This is a genomic window from Embleya sp. NPDC008237 (assembly GCF_042956465.1).
In the GTDB taxonomy this organism is placed as follows: domain Bacteria; phylum Actinomycetota; class Actinomycetes; order Streptomycetales; family Streptomycetaceae; genus Embleya.
In genome coordinates this window covers 1-16,111 of record NZ_JBIBGL010000005.1, presented here as the reverse complement: position 1 = coordinate 16,111, position 16,111 = coordinate 1, and the positions used below count along the sequence as shown (strand labels likewise).

Here is a 16,111-nt window from a genome sequence, read left to right as displayed (position 1 = left end):
ATGAACGACACCCCGACCCCGCCGGCGGTCGACGACGAGCCGCTGCTGGCGATCCGCGACCTCGTCGTCGAACTGCCCGGACCCGACGGCGAACGACTGCGCGCCATCGACGGCGTCGACCTGACCGTGGGCCGCGGCGAGATCGTCGGCCTGGCCGGCGAGAGCGGCTCCGGCAAGACGATGACCGCCCTCGCCCTGCTCGGGCTGCTGCCCCAGGGCGGCAGCGCGAGCGGGCGGATGCTCGTCGAGGGCCAGGACGTGCTGACGGTGACCCCGCGTGAGGTCCGCGACCTGCGCGGCAACCGCGTCGCGATGGTCTTCCAGGACCCGATGACCTCGCTGCACCCGATGCTGAGCATCGGCAAACAACTCACCGAACACCTGCGCCACCACAAGAAGTTGGACAAGCGCGCGGCCAACGCCCGCGCGGTGGAACTGCTGGCGACGGTGCGCATCCCCGACCCCGAGCGGGCGCTGCGCCGCTACCCGCACCAGTTCTCCGGCGGCATGCGCCAGCGCATCGCCATCGCCATCGCGCTGGCCTGCGATCCGGCGCTGCTGCTCGCCGACGAGCCCACCACCGCGCTGGACGTCACCGTGCAGGCCGGCATCCTGCGCCTGCTGGACCGGCTGCGCCGGGAGAACGGCCTGTCGGTGCTGATCATCACGCACGACCTGGGCGTGATGTCCGCGCTGGCCGACCGGGTTTCGGTGATGTACGCGGGCCGGATCGTGGAGAGCGGGCCGCGCGCGGACGTGCTGCGCGAACCCCGACACCCCTACACCCGCGGCCTGCTCGACGCGCTGCCGCACCCCGACGGCGGCACCGCGGCGCTCGTACCGATCGTCGGCGCCCCGCCCAAGCTGGGCCAGGCGCCCGCGGGTTGCGCGTTCCATCCGCGCTGCCCGTACGCGGTCGACGGTTGCCGGGAGGAGCGCCCGCGGCTGCTGGCGCTGACGCCGACCCACGCCGGGGCCTGCCCGATCGATCCGCTCGCCGTCGCCGCCTCGAAGGTGGGTACCCCATGACCGTCTCCTCCGTCACGTCCACCGTCACCGTCACCTCCAAGGACACCGGGCTGACACTGCGCGATGTGAGCGTGTCCTACCGCTCGCCGGGGCGACCCGCCGTGCGCGCCGTGGCCGGTGTGGACCTGCGGGTGAAGCCGGGCCAGGTGGTCGGCCTGGTCGGCGAATCCGGCTGCGGCAAGTCGACCCTGGGCAAGGCCGCGGTCGGGCTGCTCAAGCCCTCCGCCGGCGTCGTCGAGTTCGACGGACACCCGGTCACCCCGCTGGGGCTGCGGTCGCGACCGACGCGGCAACGCGGCCTGCAGATGGTCTTCCAGGACCCGTACGCGTCGCTGAACCCGCGCCGCCGGGTCGGCGAACAGATCTCCGACGCCGTGGTCCTGGCCGGCGGCACCCGCGACCGCGGCCGCGGCGTGGCCCGCGAACTGCTCGACCGGGTCGGCCTGCCGGTCGAGTTCGCCGACCGCTTCCCGCACGAGTTCTCCGGCGGCCAGCGCCAGCGCATCGCCATCGCCCGAGTGCTCGCCGCGGAACCCACGTGCATCGTCGCCGACGAGCCGATCGCCGCGCTGGACGCCTCCGCGCAGGCGTCGGTGGCCAACCTGCTGCTCGAACTGGCCCGCGAGCGCAACGTGGGCCTGCTGTTCATCTCGCACGACCTGTCCATCGTGCGACAGATCGCCGACACGGTCGCGGTGATGTACCTGGGCACCGTCGTGGAGAGCGGCCCCACCGATCAGGTCTGGGCCGAGCCGCGACACCCGTACAGCAAGGCCCTGATCGCGGCCGTGCCGCGTGCGGACGGCAGCGGCGAATTGCCCGTGGACCTGCCCGGCGACGTGCCCGACCCGGCCTTCCCGCCGGCCGGCTGCCGGTTCCACCCCCGGTGCCCGATCGCCGTCGACGCCTGCGCGGTCGGCGAACCGGCACTGGTCGAGTTCCTTCCGCGCCGGCGCGCCGCGTGCACCGTCCTCGCGCCGACCCTCACGAAAGCAGGGTGACCGCACTCATGTGGCTGACCAACTGTCACGTCGTCGACGTCGTCACGGGCGAGGTGCTGCGCGATCGCAGCGTGCGGGTCGAGGGATCGACCATCGCCGAGGTGCGTGCCGCGCTGCCGCCCCACGCGAACGCGCACGACCTGGGCGGCCGGCATCTGCTGCCCGGGCTGATCTCGTGCCACTCGCACCTGTCGGTGGTTTTCCCGTTCTCCGACACGCGCGAGGACGAATCGCCGGGCCTGACCGCGTTCCGCGCCGCCCAGCGCGCGCACGACGCGCTGCGGGCCGGCATCACCACACTGCGCTGCGTGCACGAACAGAACCAGATCGACCTGGTGTTGCGCGATGCGCAAAAGCGCGGCTGGATCCAGGCTCCGCGGATCTTCGGCGCCGGCCGCGCGCTGTCCACACCGCACGGGCACGGCGAGGGGGCGGACTGCTCCTACGCGAGCGGCCCGGACGGCTTCTACCGCGCCGCACTGGGCGAACTGGCCGCCGGCGCCGACCACCTGAAGATCTTCATCAACTCCGGCCTGGCCCGCGAGGGCGAGGACTTCGAGCACGCGGAGATGACCGACGAGGAGATCGCCGCCACGGTCAAGGCCGCCCACGAACACGACGCGTACGTGGTCGCCCACTCCGGCGAGTCCGGTGCGATCCGCGCCGCGCTGGCCCAGGGCGTGCGCTCCTTCGAACACGCGTATGCGCTCGACGACGACACCGCGCGCCTGCTCGCCGACCGGCGTGCCTTCGTGACCCCCACGCTGTGCGTGACCAACTCGCTCGACTGGATGCGGGAGAACCGCTTCGAGGAAGCCTCGATCGCCAACGCGCAGAACGCGATCGAACCGCACCAGGAGAGCTTCCGGCGCGCGGTCGCGGCCGGTGTGCAACTGGTCAACGGCACCGACATCCCGCCCGCCGACCTGGTCGAGGGCGTGCCGGCGGCGGTGTACGAGATGTTCCTGATGGCCCGTGGCGGCCTGGACAACCTGCGCGTGCTCCAGTCGGTGTCCACCACCGCGGCGCGACTGGTGCAGGCCGAGGACCGGCTGGGACAGGTCGCGCCCGGCTTCACCGCCGACCTGGTCGCCGTCGACGGCGACCCGCTGCACGACATCTCGGCCCTCGCCCGGTTGTCGTTCGTCATGCAGGGCGGCCGGATCGTCCGCGAGGACCTGGCCGCCTGACCCGTCGCGGACGCCTCCCGGCGGGTGCGCCTCGCCGGCCCCCGCCCGGGAAACGCCACGTCCGCGACCCGATCCACCCACGACGTAAGGACCTTCGTGCCATGACCGACGCCGCCGCGCGCAACACCCACCGACCCGCCGGGTCGGCCGAGGACCGGGCCGCCGTCTGGAGCGCCCTGCTCGACATCTACGCCGGCTTCACGGCCGGCGACCGGGAACGCATCGACAGCCGGATCCACCCCGAGGCCACGATCTGGGACTCGGCCGCACCGGAACTCCTGTTCGGTCGGGCCGATCTGGACCGGATCCGCGCCGCCCGACCGGTGGGCCCGGACGCGCCGGTGGTCACCGGGATCCACGCGAGCGACGAGGTGATCGACGTCTGGGACGACACCGCCCTCGCCCGCTACACGCTGCGCGTGGACTTCGCGCCGGCCGCCGACGGCTCGACACCGGCCTCCGAACACATCCGCAACACGGCGGTGGCCCGCCGCTTCGACCACGGCTGGCTGGTGGTGCACAACCACGAGGACCTGCTGGCGTAACTCGCCCGCCGCTGCGCGGCCCACGGGCCGCGGGGGCCGGGTCGTCGCGAACGGCGGGCACGTTGACGGCGGGCGTCGGGACGGGTGGCCGGCCCGGATGCGGGTGTCCGGGAGCCGATCGGGCGCTCGGGCAAACGCTCCCCCCCGACCCCCGTGGGCACGTGCGCGGGAGTGGGCGCGCGCGGGGGAGTGCGCTCGGCCGGTCGAAGGAACGGCCGGAACCGACACCGCAGGTGGGGAGGACGCCGGCCGGCCGCGTCCGATCGTGTCGGGAGCCGGCGCGGTCGGGCCCGTGACGCGTGCGCCCCCTCCACGATCGAGTGAGCCTGTGACACCTCGGGTACACGAGGGTGTCCGGTCCTCGGGGGCGCGTTCGACACACGATCGCGCATCGGCAACGGTTCCGCAGGTCGACCTTGGAGATAGCGTCATGGCATTCCCGTCCGATGCGAAGTCGGTGGCGTCGCCCCCACCCCACCTCGACTCCCCGTCCCCCCTGTCGCGTTTCGATCCGTCGTCGCCGCCGAATCACGAACCGTCCGTCTACGATCCGACCGGGCCGGCCCCGGACACGCCCGTGCCCTCCGTTCCCGTGGCAGTCGTCGCACCGGCGGGTCCGGCCGACGAACTCCTGCGCCTGGCAGTGGTCAACCGACCCGTACCGGACGTGGCCCGGATGCTCGCGATCATCGAGGACTGCTCCGGGGTCAGCGCCGAGGACGCGCTGCGCGAGGCCGCGCTGAAGCGGCCGGTCAGCGACCTCGTCCTGCTCGCGGAGTTGCTGAACAACCCCACCCACGCCGCGCAGGGCCGGCGGCCCCCGGAGCCCAGGGCCGAGCAACCCGGGTCGCTTCCGACGGAGGACTCCGGGCCGACCGGCGCCGCGCGGGCGTCGTTCGCAGCGGGCACGGGACAGTCGCGCGGCAGGCCCGCGTTCACCGCGTCGGGAGTGGTCGCCGGCGTGGACGTGCGCCGGCCGATGGCCGTCGGACTGGCCGGCGCGGGCCTGGCCCTGGCCGGTCTGATCCCCTCCAGCATCCGCCAACCCCCGTATGCGGCGACCTGGTTGATGGTGCTGAGCGTGGTGTGCCTGTTCCTGGCCGGCGTGGTGGTCGTACAGGCGGTCCGCACCGCGCGGGCGATGTCCTTCGGCGCGGGCTGCGCGACGATCGCGACCTATCTGGTGTCCCGGCTGGCCGCCGACGGATCTCCGGAGTGGCTCGACCCGCACGCCCTGATCATCGTGACCGCCGGCCTGCTGACCGTGGGCTGCGCGGCCACGTACCTCGGCCGGATCCCGGAACAGCCCAGCCCGTGGGGCATCGCCGCGCCGGGTCGCCCGGAACGCTTCGAGGCGCTGGTTCCGGAGCACCGCCCGCCGGGCTCGGGTGAACTGGTCCGCTGAGCACGCGGTGACAGGGGGCTCCGACCTTCGTCGGGGCCCCTTTCGCCTGTCCGGTCGCGGAAGTCCCGGTCCGGCGCACCGGGGGCGAGGTACGCGGGCGCCCTGCTTCGTCGGGCAAGTCACCCGCGTGTGTGCCCGGTTCCTGCATGATGGCGGTGCTGCCCGGAACGCCGGGCTCCGGTCGTCGGGGTGCTCACCCCGGTTGCCGTCGTGACTCACCTGCACGGGGTGGACGTCTTGGCTCCCTCATTCGACGATGCGTATCGGGCCGCCGCGGAGCGGGAGGCGGACGCACTCCGGGCCGAGCAGGCGCGAGGACGGCTCGCACAGGACGGTCGGGCGCATGCCCGGGCCGTCGCCGAGCCGGCGCTCCTGGCGCTGGTCGAGCCGCTGCGCCGGCGGCTGGAGGCGTCGCGGATCCCGATGCAGACCTACACCGATCGTTCGCGCTCGGGACTGTTCGCGCGTCGCGGTCGGCACTTCTGGCCGCTGGCACCCTCCTTCCGGGGAACGCGCGAGACGCTGAACGTCGCGGGCTGGACCTCGGACGGCCTGGTGCTGACCCGCAGCGGCCATTTCTCGATGGACTACCGGTTGCCGGGGCCGGAGGGCTTCGCGGCGCTGCTGGACGGCATCGACACGGCCGACGCGAGCGCGCCGTCGTCGGTGCGCTCCGGTGGCCTGTTCGTGGACCGGGCGACGAATCTGGTGCACTGCCTCCGCGCCATCGGGGACGGCGTGGAGGAGCGCACGGTGCACGAACTCTCGTCGTATCTCGCGGACATGGTCGTCCGGCTGGAGCTGGTGGAGAAGAACCGACGCAACGGGACGGCCTACGGCAGCTGAGCGCCCCGCGGCAACACCGCCGACGTCGAGTCACCCGCGGTCGGAACTCGCCATCAGCGCGGACAGCAGACCGGGGAAGGATTCGTCGAACTCGTCGCGGCGCAGCGCGTTCATCCGCGACGTGCCCACGTAGAACTGGCGGATGAGGCCGGCCTCGCGCAGGACGTGGAAGTGGTGGGTGGCGGTGGACTTGCTCACCGGCAGCTCGATCGTGCCGCAACTGACCGGCTCCGGGGCGGCGTAGAGCTCACTGACGATCCGTCGGCGCACCGGGTCGACGAGGGCCTCGAGGACCTGTTGCAGGCCGATCGTCCGCACGTCCGGGTGGGGTGGGACGCGTTCTCCGCCGCGCTGCGTTGTCGCCATCGATGTCCATACCTCCCGCCCGCATGCTACTACGGCGTACATCAAGTGCGATGGCCATCAAAGTTTGACAGTTGTCGTACCTTCCGTTTGAGTGAGGCACGTCGACGCGGTCCCGTGTCACCAGTGCCCGGAAGGAATGATGCGTGATGGTCAGGACAGTGCGCTTCCACGAACTCGGCGGGCCGGACGTGCTGCGTGTGGAGGACGTCGAACTCGGTGCCCCGGGGCCCGGCGAACTGGCGATCCGGGTGGACGCGATCGGCATCAACCGGGCCGAGGCGCTGTTCCGCAGCGGCAACTACATCCAGGACGTGGAGGAGTTCCCCGCCCGGCTCGGCGTCGAGGCCGCGGGCGTGGTCGAGGCCGTCGGCGCGCAGGTCACCGGATTCGAGGTCGGCCGACCGATCAGCGTGGTGCCCGCCTTCTCGATGAACGACTACGGCGTCTACGCCGAACGTGCGATCGTGCCCGCGTCGGCCGTGCTGCACCGCCCCGAATCGCTGGACGCGGTCGCCGGCGCCGCGGTGTGGATGCCGTACCTGACCGCCTACGGTGCCCTGGTCGAGGTCGGCGGGATGCGCGCCGGGGACACGGTCGTCCTGACCGCCGCGTCCAGCAGTGTGGGCCTGGCCGCGATCCGGACGGCGCACCGGGTCGGCGCGGTCCCGATCGCCACCACCCGCACGCGGGCCAAGGTGGAGCAACTGCGCAAGGCCGGCGCCGCCGAGGTGATCGTCACCGAGGAGGAGGACATCGTCGAGCGGGTGCGCGCCTTCACCGGAGGCCGCGGCGCCGAATTCGTCTTCGACGCGGTCGCCGGCTCCGGCGTGGTGGACCTGGCCAGGGTGGTCGCTCCCGGTGGCACGCTCCTGATCTACGGCGCGCTCAGCGGCGAGGTGACCCCCTATCCGGGATTCGACCTCGGCATGCCCGCGCTGAACATGCGCACCTACACCGCACTGGAGACCACCACCGACCCGGAACGGCTGCGCCGGGCCGAGGCGTTCGTCGTCTCCGGCCTGCGCAGCGGAGCCTTCGAGCCGACCGTGGACCGCACCTTCGAGCTGGAGCGGATCGTCGACGCGCACCGCTACCTGGAGGCCGGCACCCAGGTCGGCAAGATCGTGGTCACCGTCGAGCACTGACCGGCCCGGCCGACGTCGGCAACGGACCGTGACCCGCCCGTTCGTCCGCGATCGATCCCCATTGTTCAGGCTCCGTGGACGATGCCGGCGGGCACGACGGCCGTTTCGCCGGTCGCCCCGGCGCTGCGGCGGTCCGAGCCGGTCCGCCTCGGGCCGCTCCGTGTCGCTCGCTCCGCGTCGCCCGGTCCGTGTCGGCCCGGTCCGTGTCGGCCCGGTCCGCGTCGGGCGGGGCGAGCGAGCCGGCGACGGTCAGCGCGGGAGCGGGCGGCGGGGTGAGGAGCCGGGGCCGCCGGGTGTGGATCCGCGCAGCACGACGTCGGGGCCGTGGCCCAGGGCGAGGGCCATCCGGATGTCGTCGAAGCGCTCGTTGTCGACCTCGATGACGTTGGGCAGGCGGCCCCACACGGTGAAGCCGAACTCCTCGTAGAGCTCGATGGCGCCGTGGTTGTTGCCCCGCACACCCAGGGTGAGGGTCTCGATGCCGGCCCGGCGGGCGCTGTCGATCAGGGCCGTCATCAACAGGCGGCCCAGCCCCAGGCCGCGGCTGGTCGGGTGGGCCATCACCTTCTCCACGTCGGCGGTGTGCGCGAAGACCGGTTCCGGCCGGCGCCGCCACAGGCCGGTCGCGGCGACGTCGCCGTCGACCAGGGCGACGACGAGCGTCGCGTCGCCGATCCGGACGGCGGCGAGCGCGTCCTCCAGCCAGGCGTCGGTGGTGGGCTTGCCCGGCGGGGACAGGTAGCCGATCGCGCCGCCGAGGCGCGCGACATCGTGAAAGATCCGGTGGATCTCCGCGCGCAGCCGGTCGTCGGCGTCGGTCGGTCGGACCAATTCGATCTTCGGTTCCATGGCGGACATTGTTCCGGCCCCGATTCCGCGGGCGGGCACCGGCCCGACGGGGCGCCCGCCCGCCCCGCGGTTGCCTCGCCCGGCCGGGGGCACCGTGACCGGGCCGCAGGGCGTGGCGTGGACGGGCGCGGCTGCGTCGCGAGGAAGGTGGGAGTACGTACACCGGGTGCGTGGGTACGACCCGAGGGTTGCGTGATCCCGGGACCGAGGCGGCGACCTCGGTGCCGACCCGAGCGAGGAGGACCCATGGGTACCGTGCCGGCCTGGCAATTGCGAGCCGCCTTCGCCCGCCGCCTGTCGGACATGTACGGATCCGAAGTCCCGGCCTACACCACACTCCTGGCCGCGGTCGCGGAGATCAACGAGGACGTGTCGCGAATCGACGGCGCCGCCGGTCGGTTGGGCGGCATCGAACGGGTCGCGGCGGAACGACACGGGGCGATCCGGGTCGGCACGGCCCGGGAGTTGCGTCGGGTCGCGGCGATCTTCGGCGCGATGGGGATGCATCCGGTCGGCTTCTACGACCTGCGTGAGGCCAGTCGCAGCTCGGTTCCCGTGGTGTCCACGGCCTTTCGCCCGATCGAACCGGCCGAACTGGCCCGCAACCCCTTCCGGGTCTTCACCTCCTTGCTGACCACGGCCGATCGCCGATACTTCGATCCGGACCTCCAGGCCCGGCTGGAGGCCTTCCTGGCCGCACGCGAGCTCTTCCCCGCCGAGTTGTCGGAGCTGGCCGAACGGGCCGAGCGCGAGGCCGGGCTCGACCCGGAGTCGGCCGAACGTTTCCTGACGCTCGCCGTCGACGCCTTCCGGCTGTCCACCACGCCGATCGACCGGGCCTGGTACGAGGAACTGGCCCGGGTGTCCGCGGTGGCCGCCGACATCGGCGGGGTGAGCGGTACGCACATCAACCACCTCACCCCTCGGGTGCTGGACATCGACCGGCTCTACCGGGAGATGGGACGGCGCGGGATCACCATGATCGACGAGATCCAGGGCCCGCCCCGCTGGGACGGTCCCGACGTACTGCTGCGCCAGACCTCGTTCCGGGCCCTGGAGGAGCAGCGGCGCTTCCGCGATGCCGACGGCGGCACCGGGACCGCCCCGCTGCGGGTGCGGTTCGGCGAGGTCGAGGCCCGGGGCATCGCCCTGACCGCGACCGGCCGAGCCCTGTACGACGACCTCATGGCCGAGACCGATCGCCGCTCCGAAGGGGAAGCGCCGACGGACCGCGCCGGCATCGCCCGCGAGGTGTGGACCGCGCGCTTCCCCCGCACCGAACGGGAACTGGCGCTGAACGGGCAGGCGTTCTTCACCTACCGGGCCGTCGCGGCCGACCGGCGACCCGCCGATCGACAACCCCCGGCGGACCTGGCCGGTCTCCTCGACCAGGGCTGGATCGACGCCGAACCGATCGTGTACGAGGACTTCCTGCCGCGCTCCGCCGCCGGCATCTTCCAATCCAATCTCACCGATGCCGGCACCCGGGACACCGCCCGCTCCGGCGCACACTACGACCGGCAGTGGCTGGCCGAGGTCATCGGGCGACCCGTGCACGATCCCGTCGACCTGTACGGGGCACAACAGCAGGCATCCCTGGCCGAGGCCCGCGCCGCCCTCGGCCTCGCGCCCGCCGCGCCGGCGTGACCCGCGGGCGCCGCACGAACCACCGCGCCCCCGCGCCCGTTGCCACCCCCGCCGTACCCGCCTTCGTCCCCGGCCGCTCGTCGTCCCCGGAGCCCAGCGCCTGCCGTCCCGATCCCGCAGGACGCACCCGCACGCCGCACGCGACCTTGCACCCGTCCCCGTCCCGGCCAGGAGCCCCGATGCCCGACTCCACCACCACTCTTCCCGACACCGACCGGCTGCGCGCCCGGGCGGAGGCGTGTCTGCATCGCTGTGGCGCCGTGCCCGGCCCCGACGCCGGCGACCTGACCGCGCGCACCCCGATCACCGGCGGCATCCTGCGCCGGCTTGCCTCCGCCACGCCGGAGCAGGTCACCGAGGCGGTCGGCGCCGCGCATCGTGCGTTCGGCGTCTGGCGCACGACGCCCGGGCCGGTACGCGGGGCGTTGGTCAAACGCCTGGGCGAACTGCTCGGGGAACACCACGAGGACCTGGCCGAACTGATCACCCTGGAGGCCGGGAAGATCCGGACCGAGGCGCGCGGCGAGGTGCAGGAGATGATCGACGTCTGCGACTTCGCCGTCGGGCTCTCCCGGCAGCTCTACGGGCGCACCATGCCCTCGGAGCGACCCGGGCACCGGCTGTCCGAGTCGTGGCACCCGTTGGGCGTGGTCGGTGTCGTCTCCGCCTTCAACTTCCCGGCGGCGGTGTGGTCGTGGAACACCGCGATCGCCCTGGTCTGTGGCGACGCCGTGGTATGGAAGCCGTCCGAACTGACCCCGCTCACCTCGCTGGCCTGCGCCGCGCTGCTCGACCGGGCCGTCGCCGACGTCGGCGCGCCGGCCGACCTGCATCGCCTGGTGCCGGGGCATCGTGCGGTCGGCGAGGTGCTGGTCGAGGATCCGCGGGTCGCGCTGGTGAGCGCGACCGGGTCGGTGCGAATGGGCCGCGAGATCGGCCCCCGGGTGGCCGCCCGGTTCGGTCGCTGCCTGCTCGAACTCGGCGGCAACAACGCGGTGATCGTCGCGCCGTCGGCCGACCTGGACCTCGCCGTGCGCGGCATCGTCTTCGCCGCGGCCGGCACCGCCGGACAGCGCTGCACCACGCTGCGCCGGGTGATCGTGCACGAGGACGTCGCGGACGTGCTCGTCGCGCGGCTGACCCGGGCGTACGCGGAGCTGGTGATCGGCGATCCGTTCGCGGACACCACCCTGGTCGGGCCGCTGATCGCCGCCGCGTCGGGGGAGGCGATGGCCGCGGCCCTGGAGCGGGCGCGGGCCGACGGCGGCGACGTGGTGGTCGGCGGCGAGCGGGTGCTCGGAGCGCAGGCGCCCGACGCGGTGTACGTGCGTCCTGCGATCGTGCGGATGCCCGGGCAGACCGAGATCGTGCGGGAGGAGACCTTCGCGCCCATCCTCTACGTGCTCACCTACCGCACGTTCGATCAGGCGATCGCCCTGAACAACGATGTGCCGCACGGGCTTTCGTCCGGCGTCTTCACCCGGGACCAGCGCGAGGCGGAACTGTTCCTGGCCGCGGACGGCTCCGATTGCGGGATCGCCAACGTCAACATCGGCACCTCCGGCGCCGAGATCGGTGGCGCGTTCGGCGGCGAGAAGGAGACCGGCGGCGGCCGGGAGTCCGGATCCGACGCGTGGCGCGCGTACATGCGCCGGGCGACCAACACGGTCAACTACTCCGACGAACTCCCGCTCGCCCAGGGGGTCGACTTCGGCTGAGACCGGCAGGGGCACGATCTCGGCGCCGGGCGGGAGGAGGCGCCCGGCGCGGATCCGGGCGGGCACCCGGACCGCGTGCGGGTGCGCTCAGCCGGGGCTGGAGCGGCCGTGGCGCCAGTAGCCGAAGAAGGCGATGTCCGACTTGGGGACCTTGCGCTCGTTCACCAGGTGCCCGCGCAGACCGGTCGGGAGGCCGTGCTCGCCCGCGGCCCACGTGTAGAACGGGCCCGTGGGCAGGGTCGCGGACTCGACGGCGCCCATGCCGACGCCGGTCCGGCGTCACCGTGCAGCGCGAACTCGATGTCGATCTCGTGCAGTTCGGGGCGGAACGCGCGGATCGTGTAGTTGCGCACCCAGGGTCGACGCGCCTTGGGCAGCAGCATCACCTCGGCCATCCACGCATTGTTGGAGAGCTTCGGCATGCGCAGCTCGTCCTGACCCTCGCGCGGGAAGAACAGTCGTACGCCCTTGTCGAACCCCGGATCGTGCAGATGCTCCAGTTCGGATCCGCCGAGCGTCAGACGCACGAAGTTGGGGCTGAGGCGCGTGTTCTCACGCACCGTCAGGGAGATCATCCGCCGCGTTTCCGGCAGTTGCACCTTCGGTAACATCTCTGCTCCTCGCTGTCGCAGCTTCGTCGGGGATCGGAGCGCAGCGGGCCGGGCCGGGCGCATCGGCGCGCATCGGTGTGCGCCCGCATCGGCCCCGGCCCGGCCGAATCCGGCCCGGCCATCGACCCCAAGCCCAGGTCACGGCCCAATTATGAGCAATTACTCACTGCGCGCGATACTCGCTTTTCGCACGCCGCCGCAGGGCTCGTCACGGCGCCGACCGGACGGCGACCACACCCCCGCGAGCAGCACGAACGCCCGCGTGCCGGGCCCACTCGCGCCCGCGTCCGGGGCGGGCTGCTCACTTTTCCGATCGGCTTTGATCGCCAGGCTCGGGCGCGGCACTAGGATCCGAACGGTTGATCGACAGACGGATCTGCACGGCCATGGCGGAAGGACGAGAATGTTCGCGACATCCCTGGGCGACGGAGCCGAGTTGCGGCCGCTGGAGCCCTGGCGGGCCGAGGAGTTCCTCGCCCACATGGACCGCGGGCGGGAGTACGTCGGCCGCCACATCGGGCTTTCCGACGCCACGGCCGACCTCGACTCCGCGCGGAACTGGCTCCAGTCCTACGCCGACAAGACCGCCGCCGACGCCGGCCGGTTGTACGGCATCTGGCTGGACGGGCTGCTGGTCGGCGGGGTGCTCTTCCGGGTCTTCGACGCGCCTGCGGGCAACTGCGAGGCGGGCTGCTGGCTCGAACCGGCCGCCGCCGGCCGGGGGCTGGTCACCCGTGCGGCAACGGTGATCATCGACTGGGCGATCCGAGAGCGCGGGATCCACCGGGTGGAGTGGCTGGTGTCCTCGGAGAACACCCCGAGCATCAACGTGGCCAAGCGCCTCGGCATGACCCGCGACGGCGTCCAGCGGCAGAACCACCTCTACCGAGGCGTGCGCCAGGACACCGAGATCTGGTCCGTCCTGGCCCCGGAATGGCTCGCCGTACGCGGCACCGCCTGACCCCCGCGTCGACGCACGGGCCGGCGTGCGGTTTCCCGGGAGCCTGCCGGCGGGTGCCCCGGGCCCGGAGGTCGGCTCGTGGTCGGGCCGGGGCGCGTGCCTGTGCCCAGGGCCTGTCGACAGACCGGGCGCGGGCGGGCCGCCGGAGGCTCAGTGCCCGCCGGACGTCCACCCCTGCCGGTGCAGGCGGTCGAATCCGTCCAGGAGCAGGTCCAGCGCGAACTCGAATTCGAACCGGTCGTCGCACCCCGCCCCGACGGTCGACGCCGGGTCGTGGGCCCGGGTCGTCGCCAGCTCCGCGATGTGCGGATACCGTTCCGCGACCTCCGGCGGCAGGGCCGCCGGTGCCGATCCGGGGGCCGGCGAGTCGTCGAACAGCTCCTGGGTGAAACCCAGCATGCGGCTGCCGAGGGCATGCATCACATGATGGGTGAGGTCCACGGAGAAGCCGCCGGCCCGGAACATCCCGATCATCGAGTCCATATAGGCGAGCAGGACCGGGGTCGGACTGTTGCGCGACTCGATCACCCGGTACGCCCAGCGATGCCGTAGCAGCGTCTCGCGCGCGGAGAGGATCCGCCGGCGGACCGCGCTCCTCCAGTCCGAGCCGGGGACGGGCGGCTCGACCTCGCCGACGACGACGTCCACCATGCCGTCCAGCAGCTCGTCCTTGTTGGCCACGTGCTTGTAGAGCGCCATCGGCACCACGCCCAGCTGCTGGGCGAGCCGGCGCATGCTGAGCGACTCGATCCCGACCTCGTCGGCGAGCGCCACCCCGGCCCGCAACACCCGATCCCGGCTCAACGGGACCCGGCGGGTGGTCTCCGACTGCCGAGCCGTCTCGACCATCTCCCTGCACCCCTTCGCCGACCGGTGTTCGCGCTTGACGAGTGTACGGCGTACGCCTACCTTGAACGCGAGGTGTACGCCGTACACCTCGACCCGGCGGGTCCGTCCGTGGGTCGATCCGTCCTGGAATGGAGTCCGGATGAAGCCGACCAGAGGGACCGCGATGATCGCCGGCGTGCTCTTCCTCGTCACCGAGGTGGCCGCGATCGCGGGGGTGCTGCTGTATCGCCCCGTCCTGACCGACTCGCGCTACGTCCTCGGGTCGGGCGCCGACGGTCGAGTCCTGGCGGGGGCGCTGTGCGAGATCGTGCTGGTGATCGCGATCATCGGCAGTGCGGTCACGCTGTACCCGGTCCTCAGGAAGCGGCACGAGGGAGCCGCTCTGGGCTACGTCTGCCTTCGGCTGCTCGAAGCCGCGGTCATCGTCGTCGGGATCGTCGCCACGGTGTCGATCGTGACGCTGCGCCGGGAGCGGGCGGGTGCCGGCGACGTCGACGCGGCCGTAATGGTCGCCGAGTCCCTGCTGGCGATCCACGACTGCACCTTCCTGTTCGGCCCCAACTTCATCCTGGGCGCGAACACGGTGATACTGGCGGCTCTGGTGTACGCCTTCCGACTCGTGCCGCGAACGATCGCCGTGTGCGGGCTGATCGGCGGGCCGCTGATCTGCGCCTCGGCGACGGCCGTGTTGTTCGGGCTCTACGAACAGGTCTCCGTGGTGGGGTCGATCGCAGCCGTCCCGGTCTTCGGGTGGGAAGTGGCGCTGGCCGTCCGGCTGATCGCGAAGGGCTTCGATGCGTCTCCCGTCGAGGCACGCCGACGGTTTTCGAGGCGCCGCCGGATGGCGGTGTCGGAATCGGTGTGATCACGATGCCGGGACCTGTTGCGGTTTCCGCGGCCGTGGCATGGCAGCATGCATCCTGACTGATCTGACGGTGCGTCACACAACTGGCGAGCCGGTCGGGGTCGGCGCGGAACGCACGAGCAGGACACGGTCGTCCGGCGTCGCGACGGAACGGGCAAAACCCGGGAGGTCGACGGCGTTCGGCGGACGGATATCATCGACGCAGTGATCAAGTTACCAATGGGTAAGGTGCTCAAGGGGCCTTGCCCGGTCGGCCGATACACGCCCCGGAAGGGACGTCCCACCGGAGGAGTCGAACGCCCATGCAGCTCGCAGGGATCGTGATCTCGCTGCTGATCAGCGTGATCGGGTTCGCCCTACTCGGGCGCACCGCCGCCTACATCTACTCGTTCGTCAAGCTCGGGCAGCCCGTGCGCGGCCGGACCAGCGCGGCCGGCACCCGTTTGCGCACGATGCTCACCGAGACGGTCGGGCACACCCGGATGCTCCGCTGGGGCATCGTCGGCGCCGCCCACTGGTTCGTCATGATCGGCTTCGGCGCGCTGATCCTGACCCTGGTCAACGCGTACGGACAGCTCTTCTCGCCCGAGTTCGCCCTGTGGGGTCTCGGACACTGGGACGTGTTCGAGGTCTTCACCGAGTTCATGGGCCTGATGACCATCGTCGGCATCCTCGTGCTGATCACGATCCGACAGCTCAGCCACCCGCGGCGGGCCGGGCGCAAGAGCCGGTTCGCCGGATCCCGGTTCGGCCAGGCCTACTTCGTCGAGTTCGTGGTCGGCTCGGTGGGCGTGTGCATCATGCTGCTCCGCGGCCTGGAGGGCGCGCTCGCCGGAGTCGACGCGTACGAGCCGGGCTACTGGGTGAGCTACCCCCTGGTGTCCGCGTTCGGAGGGCTCTCCGACGGCACGCTGGAGAACCTGATCTACCTCGTCGCGACGATCAAGATCGTCATCTCGATGACGTGGGCGATCACCATCGGCCTCAAGCCGAGCATGGGTGTGGCGTGGCATCGTTTTCTGGCGTTCTTCAACATCTACTTCAAGCGTGAGGCGGATGGTGGGGTTGCGTTGGGTGCGTTGCA

General features: G+C 72.2%; 15 protein-coding genes and 2 pseudogenes. 12 read left to right on the top strand and 5 right to left on the bottom strand.

Going from position 1 to position 16,111, the window contains the following annotated elements; all coding sequences use genetic code 11:
- The 6 genes from ACFZBU_RS13930 to ACFZBU_RS13905 all read left to right on the top strand — a co-directional run bounded on the left by ACFZBU_RS13930 (position 1) and on the right by ACFZBU_RS13905 (position 6,016).
- On the top strand, positions 1-1,029 hold the full coding sequence (locus tag ACFZBU_RS13930; protein ID WP_391583769.1) for an ABC transporter ATP-binding protein: 1,029 nt from the start codon (positions 1-3) through the stop codon (positions 1,027-1,029).
- Positions 1,026-2,030, top strand: a complete 1,005-nt coding sequence (locus ACFZBU_RS13925) for an ABC transporter ATP-binding protein (protein ID WP_391583768.1) — start codon at positions 1,026-1,028, stop codon at positions 2,028-2,030. Before ACFZBU_RS13930 ends, ACFZBU_RS13925 begins: the two co-directional genes overlap by 4 nt.
- Positions 2,027-3,220: an amidohydrolase family protein gene (locus tag ACFZBU_RS13920; RefSeq protein ID WP_391583767.1), complete on the top strand. Its 1,194-nt coding sequence runs from the start codon at positions 2,027-2,029 to the stop codon at positions 3,218-3,220. Before ACFZBU_RS13925 ends, ACFZBU_RS13920 begins: the two co-directional genes overlap by 4 nt.
- Positions 3,221-3,321: 101 nt before the next feature.
- The gene (locus ACFZBU_RS13915) at positions 3,322-3,765 is read left to right on the top strand and encodes a DUF4440 domain-containing protein (RefSeq protein WP_391583766.1); all 444 of its coding nucleotides are present in this window, start codon (positions 3,322-3,324) and stop codon (positions 3,763-3,765) included.
- 592 nt (positions 3,766-4,357) lie between these two features.
- Positions 4,358-5,170 carry a hypothetical protein gene (locus ACFZBU_RS13910; RefSeq protein ID WP_391583765.1) on the top strand — a complete coding sequence of 271 codons (813 nt, stop codon included), beginning with the start codon at positions 4,358-4,360 and terminating at the stop codon, positions 5,168-5,170.
- A 237-nt stretch (positions 5,171-5,407) separates the two neighbouring features.
- Positions 5,408-6,016 carry a hypothetical protein gene (locus ACFZBU_RS13905; RefSeq protein ID WP_391583764.1) on the top strand — a complete coding sequence of 203 codons (609 nt, stop codon included), beginning with the start codon at positions 5,408-5,410 and terminating at the stop codon, positions 6,014-6,016.
- A gap of 30 nt (positions 6,017-6,046) precedes the next feature.
- Here the strand turns inward: ACFZBU_RS13905 and ACFZBU_RS13900 are convergent, their stop codons facing one another.
- On the bottom strand, positions 6,047-6,382 hold the full coding sequence (locus ACFZBU_RS13900; RefSeq protein ID WP_391583763.1) for an ArsR/SmtB family transcription factor: 336 nt from the start codon (positions 6,380-6,382) through the stop codon (positions 6,047-6,049).
- A gap of 146 nt (positions 6,383-6,528) precedes the next feature.
- On the opposite strand from ACFZBU_RS13900, the gene ACFZBU_RS13895 reads away from it, so the two are divergent.
- On the top strand, positions 6,529-7,527 hold the full coding sequence (locus ACFZBU_RS13895; protein WP_391584337.1) for a zinc-dependent alcohol dehydrogenase family protein: 999 nt from the start codon (positions 6,529-6,531) through the stop codon (positions 7,525-7,527).
- 249 nt (positions 7,528-7,776) lie between these two features.
- Here the strand turns inward: ACFZBU_RS13895 and ACFZBU_RS13890 are convergent, their stop codons facing one another.
- A complete protein-coding gene (locus ACFZBU_RS13890) occupies positions 7,777-8,376 on the bottom strand; it encodes a GNAT family N-acetyltransferase (protein WP_391583762.1) in 600 nt (199 codons plus the stop codon).
- A gap of 246 nt (positions 8,377-8,622) precedes the next feature.
- On the opposite strand from ACFZBU_RS13890, the gene ACFZBU_RS13885 reads away from it, so the two are divergent.
- On the top strand, positions 8,623-10,023 hold the full coding sequence (locus ACFZBU_RS13885) for a 2-oxoadipate dioxygenase/decarboxylase family protein (RefSeq protein ID WP_391583761.1): 1,401 nt from the start codon (positions 8,623-8,625) through the stop codon (positions 10,021-10,023).
- A gap of 179 nt (positions 10,024-10,202) precedes the next feature.
- Entirely contained in the window at positions 10,203-11,741 is a 1,539-nt protein-coding gene (locus ACFZBU_RS13880; protein ID WP_391583760.1) for an aldehyde dehydrogenase family protein, read from the top strand.
- Between the two features lie 87 nt (positions 11,742-11,828).
- On the opposite strand, the gene ACFZBU_RS13875 is transcribed toward ACFZBU_RS13880, so the two are convergent.
- Entirely contained in the window at positions 11,829-12,002 is a 174-nt protein-coding gene (locus ACFZBU_RS13875; RefSeq protein WP_391583759.1) for an SIP domain-containing protein, read from the bottom strand.
- A 50-nt stretch (positions 12,003-12,052) separates the two neighbouring features.
- Positions 12,053-12,316, bottom strand: a pseudogene (locus ACFZBU_RS13870) (siderophore-interacting protein); the annotation flags it as partial.
- A gap of 439 nt (positions 12,317-12,755) precedes the next feature.
- Between ACFZBU_RS13870 and ACFZBU_RS13865 the strand changes: the two are divergent.
- Complete coding sequence (locus ACFZBU_RS13865) at positions 12,756-13,313, top strand: GNAT family N-acetyltransferase (RefSeq protein ID WP_391583758.1); 558 nt, start codon at positions 12,756-12,758, stop codon at positions 13,311-13,313.
- 150 nt (positions 13,314-13,463) lie between these two features.
- Here the strand turns inward: ACFZBU_RS13865 and ACFZBU_RS13860 are convergent, their stop codons facing one another.
- A complete protein-coding gene (locus ACFZBU_RS13860) occupies positions 13,464-14,162 on the bottom strand; it encodes a TetR/AcrR family transcriptional regulator (RefSeq protein WP_391583757.1) in 699 nt (232 codons plus the stop codon).
- Between the two features lie 139 nt (positions 14,163-14,301).
- Here ACFZBU_RS13860 and ACFZBU_RS13855 point away from each other — a divergent pair, with 139 nt between their 5' ends.
- Positions 14,302-15,027 (top strand): DUF4386 domain-containing protein, encoded by a 726-nt coding sequence (locus ACFZBU_RS13855; protein WP_391583756.1) that lies wholly within the window; start codon positions 14,302-14,304, stop codon positions 15,025-15,027.
- Between the two features lie 302 nt (positions 15,028-15,329).
- Positions 15,330-16,111: pseudogene (locus ACFZBU_RS13850) on the top strand (Fe-S oxidoreductase); the annotation flags it as partial.

Coding starts and splice junctions, on each gene's coding strand:
- ACFZBU_RS13930 (WP_391583769.1), top strand. CDS start 1: ATGAACGACACCCCGACCCCGCCGGCGGTCGACGACGAGCCGCTGCTG.
- ACFZBU_RS13925 (WP_391583768.1), top strand. CDS start 1,026: ATGACCGTCTCCTCCGTCACGTCCACCGTCACCGTCACCTCCAAGGAC.
- ACFZBU_RS13915 (WP_391583766.1), top strand. CDS start 3,322: ATGACCGACGCCGCCGCGCGCAACACCCACCGACCCGCCGGGTCGGCC.
- ACFZBU_RS13900 (WP_391583763.1), bottom strand. CDS start 6,382: ATGGCGACAACGCAGCGCGGCGGAGAACGCGTCCCACCCCACCCGGAC.
- ACFZBU_RS13895 (WP_391584337.1), top strand. CDS start 6,529: ATGGTCAGGACAGTGCGCTTCCACGAACTCGGCGGGCCGGACGTGCTG.
- ACFZBU_RS13890 (WP_391583762.1), bottom strand. CDS start 8,376: ATGGAACCGAAGATCGAATTGGTCCGACCGACCGACGCCGACGACCGG.
- ACFZBU_RS13885 (WP_391583761.1), top strand. CDS start 8,623: ATGGGTACCGTGCCGGCCTGGCAATTGCGAGCCGCCTTCGCCCGCCGC.
- ACFZBU_RS13880 (WP_391583760.1), top strand. CDS start 10,203: ATGCCCGACTCCACCACCACTCTTCCCGACACCGACCGGCTGCGCGCC.
- ACFZBU_RS13875 (WP_391583759.1), bottom strand. CDS start 12,002: ATGGGCGCCGTCGAGTCCGCGACCCTGCCCACGGGCCCGTTCTACACG.
- ACFZBU_RS13865 (WP_391583758.1), top strand. CDS start 12,756: ATGTTCGCGACATCCCTGGGCGACGGAGCCGAGTTGCGGCCGCTGGAG.
- ACFZBU_RS13860 (WP_391583757.1), bottom strand. CDS start 14,162: ATGGTCGAGACGGCTCGGCAGTCGGAGACCACCCGCCGGGTCCCGTTG.
- ACFZBU_RS13855 (WP_391583756.1), top strand. CDS start 14,302: ATGAAGCCGACCAGAGGGACCGCGATGATCGCCGGCGTGCTCTTCCTC.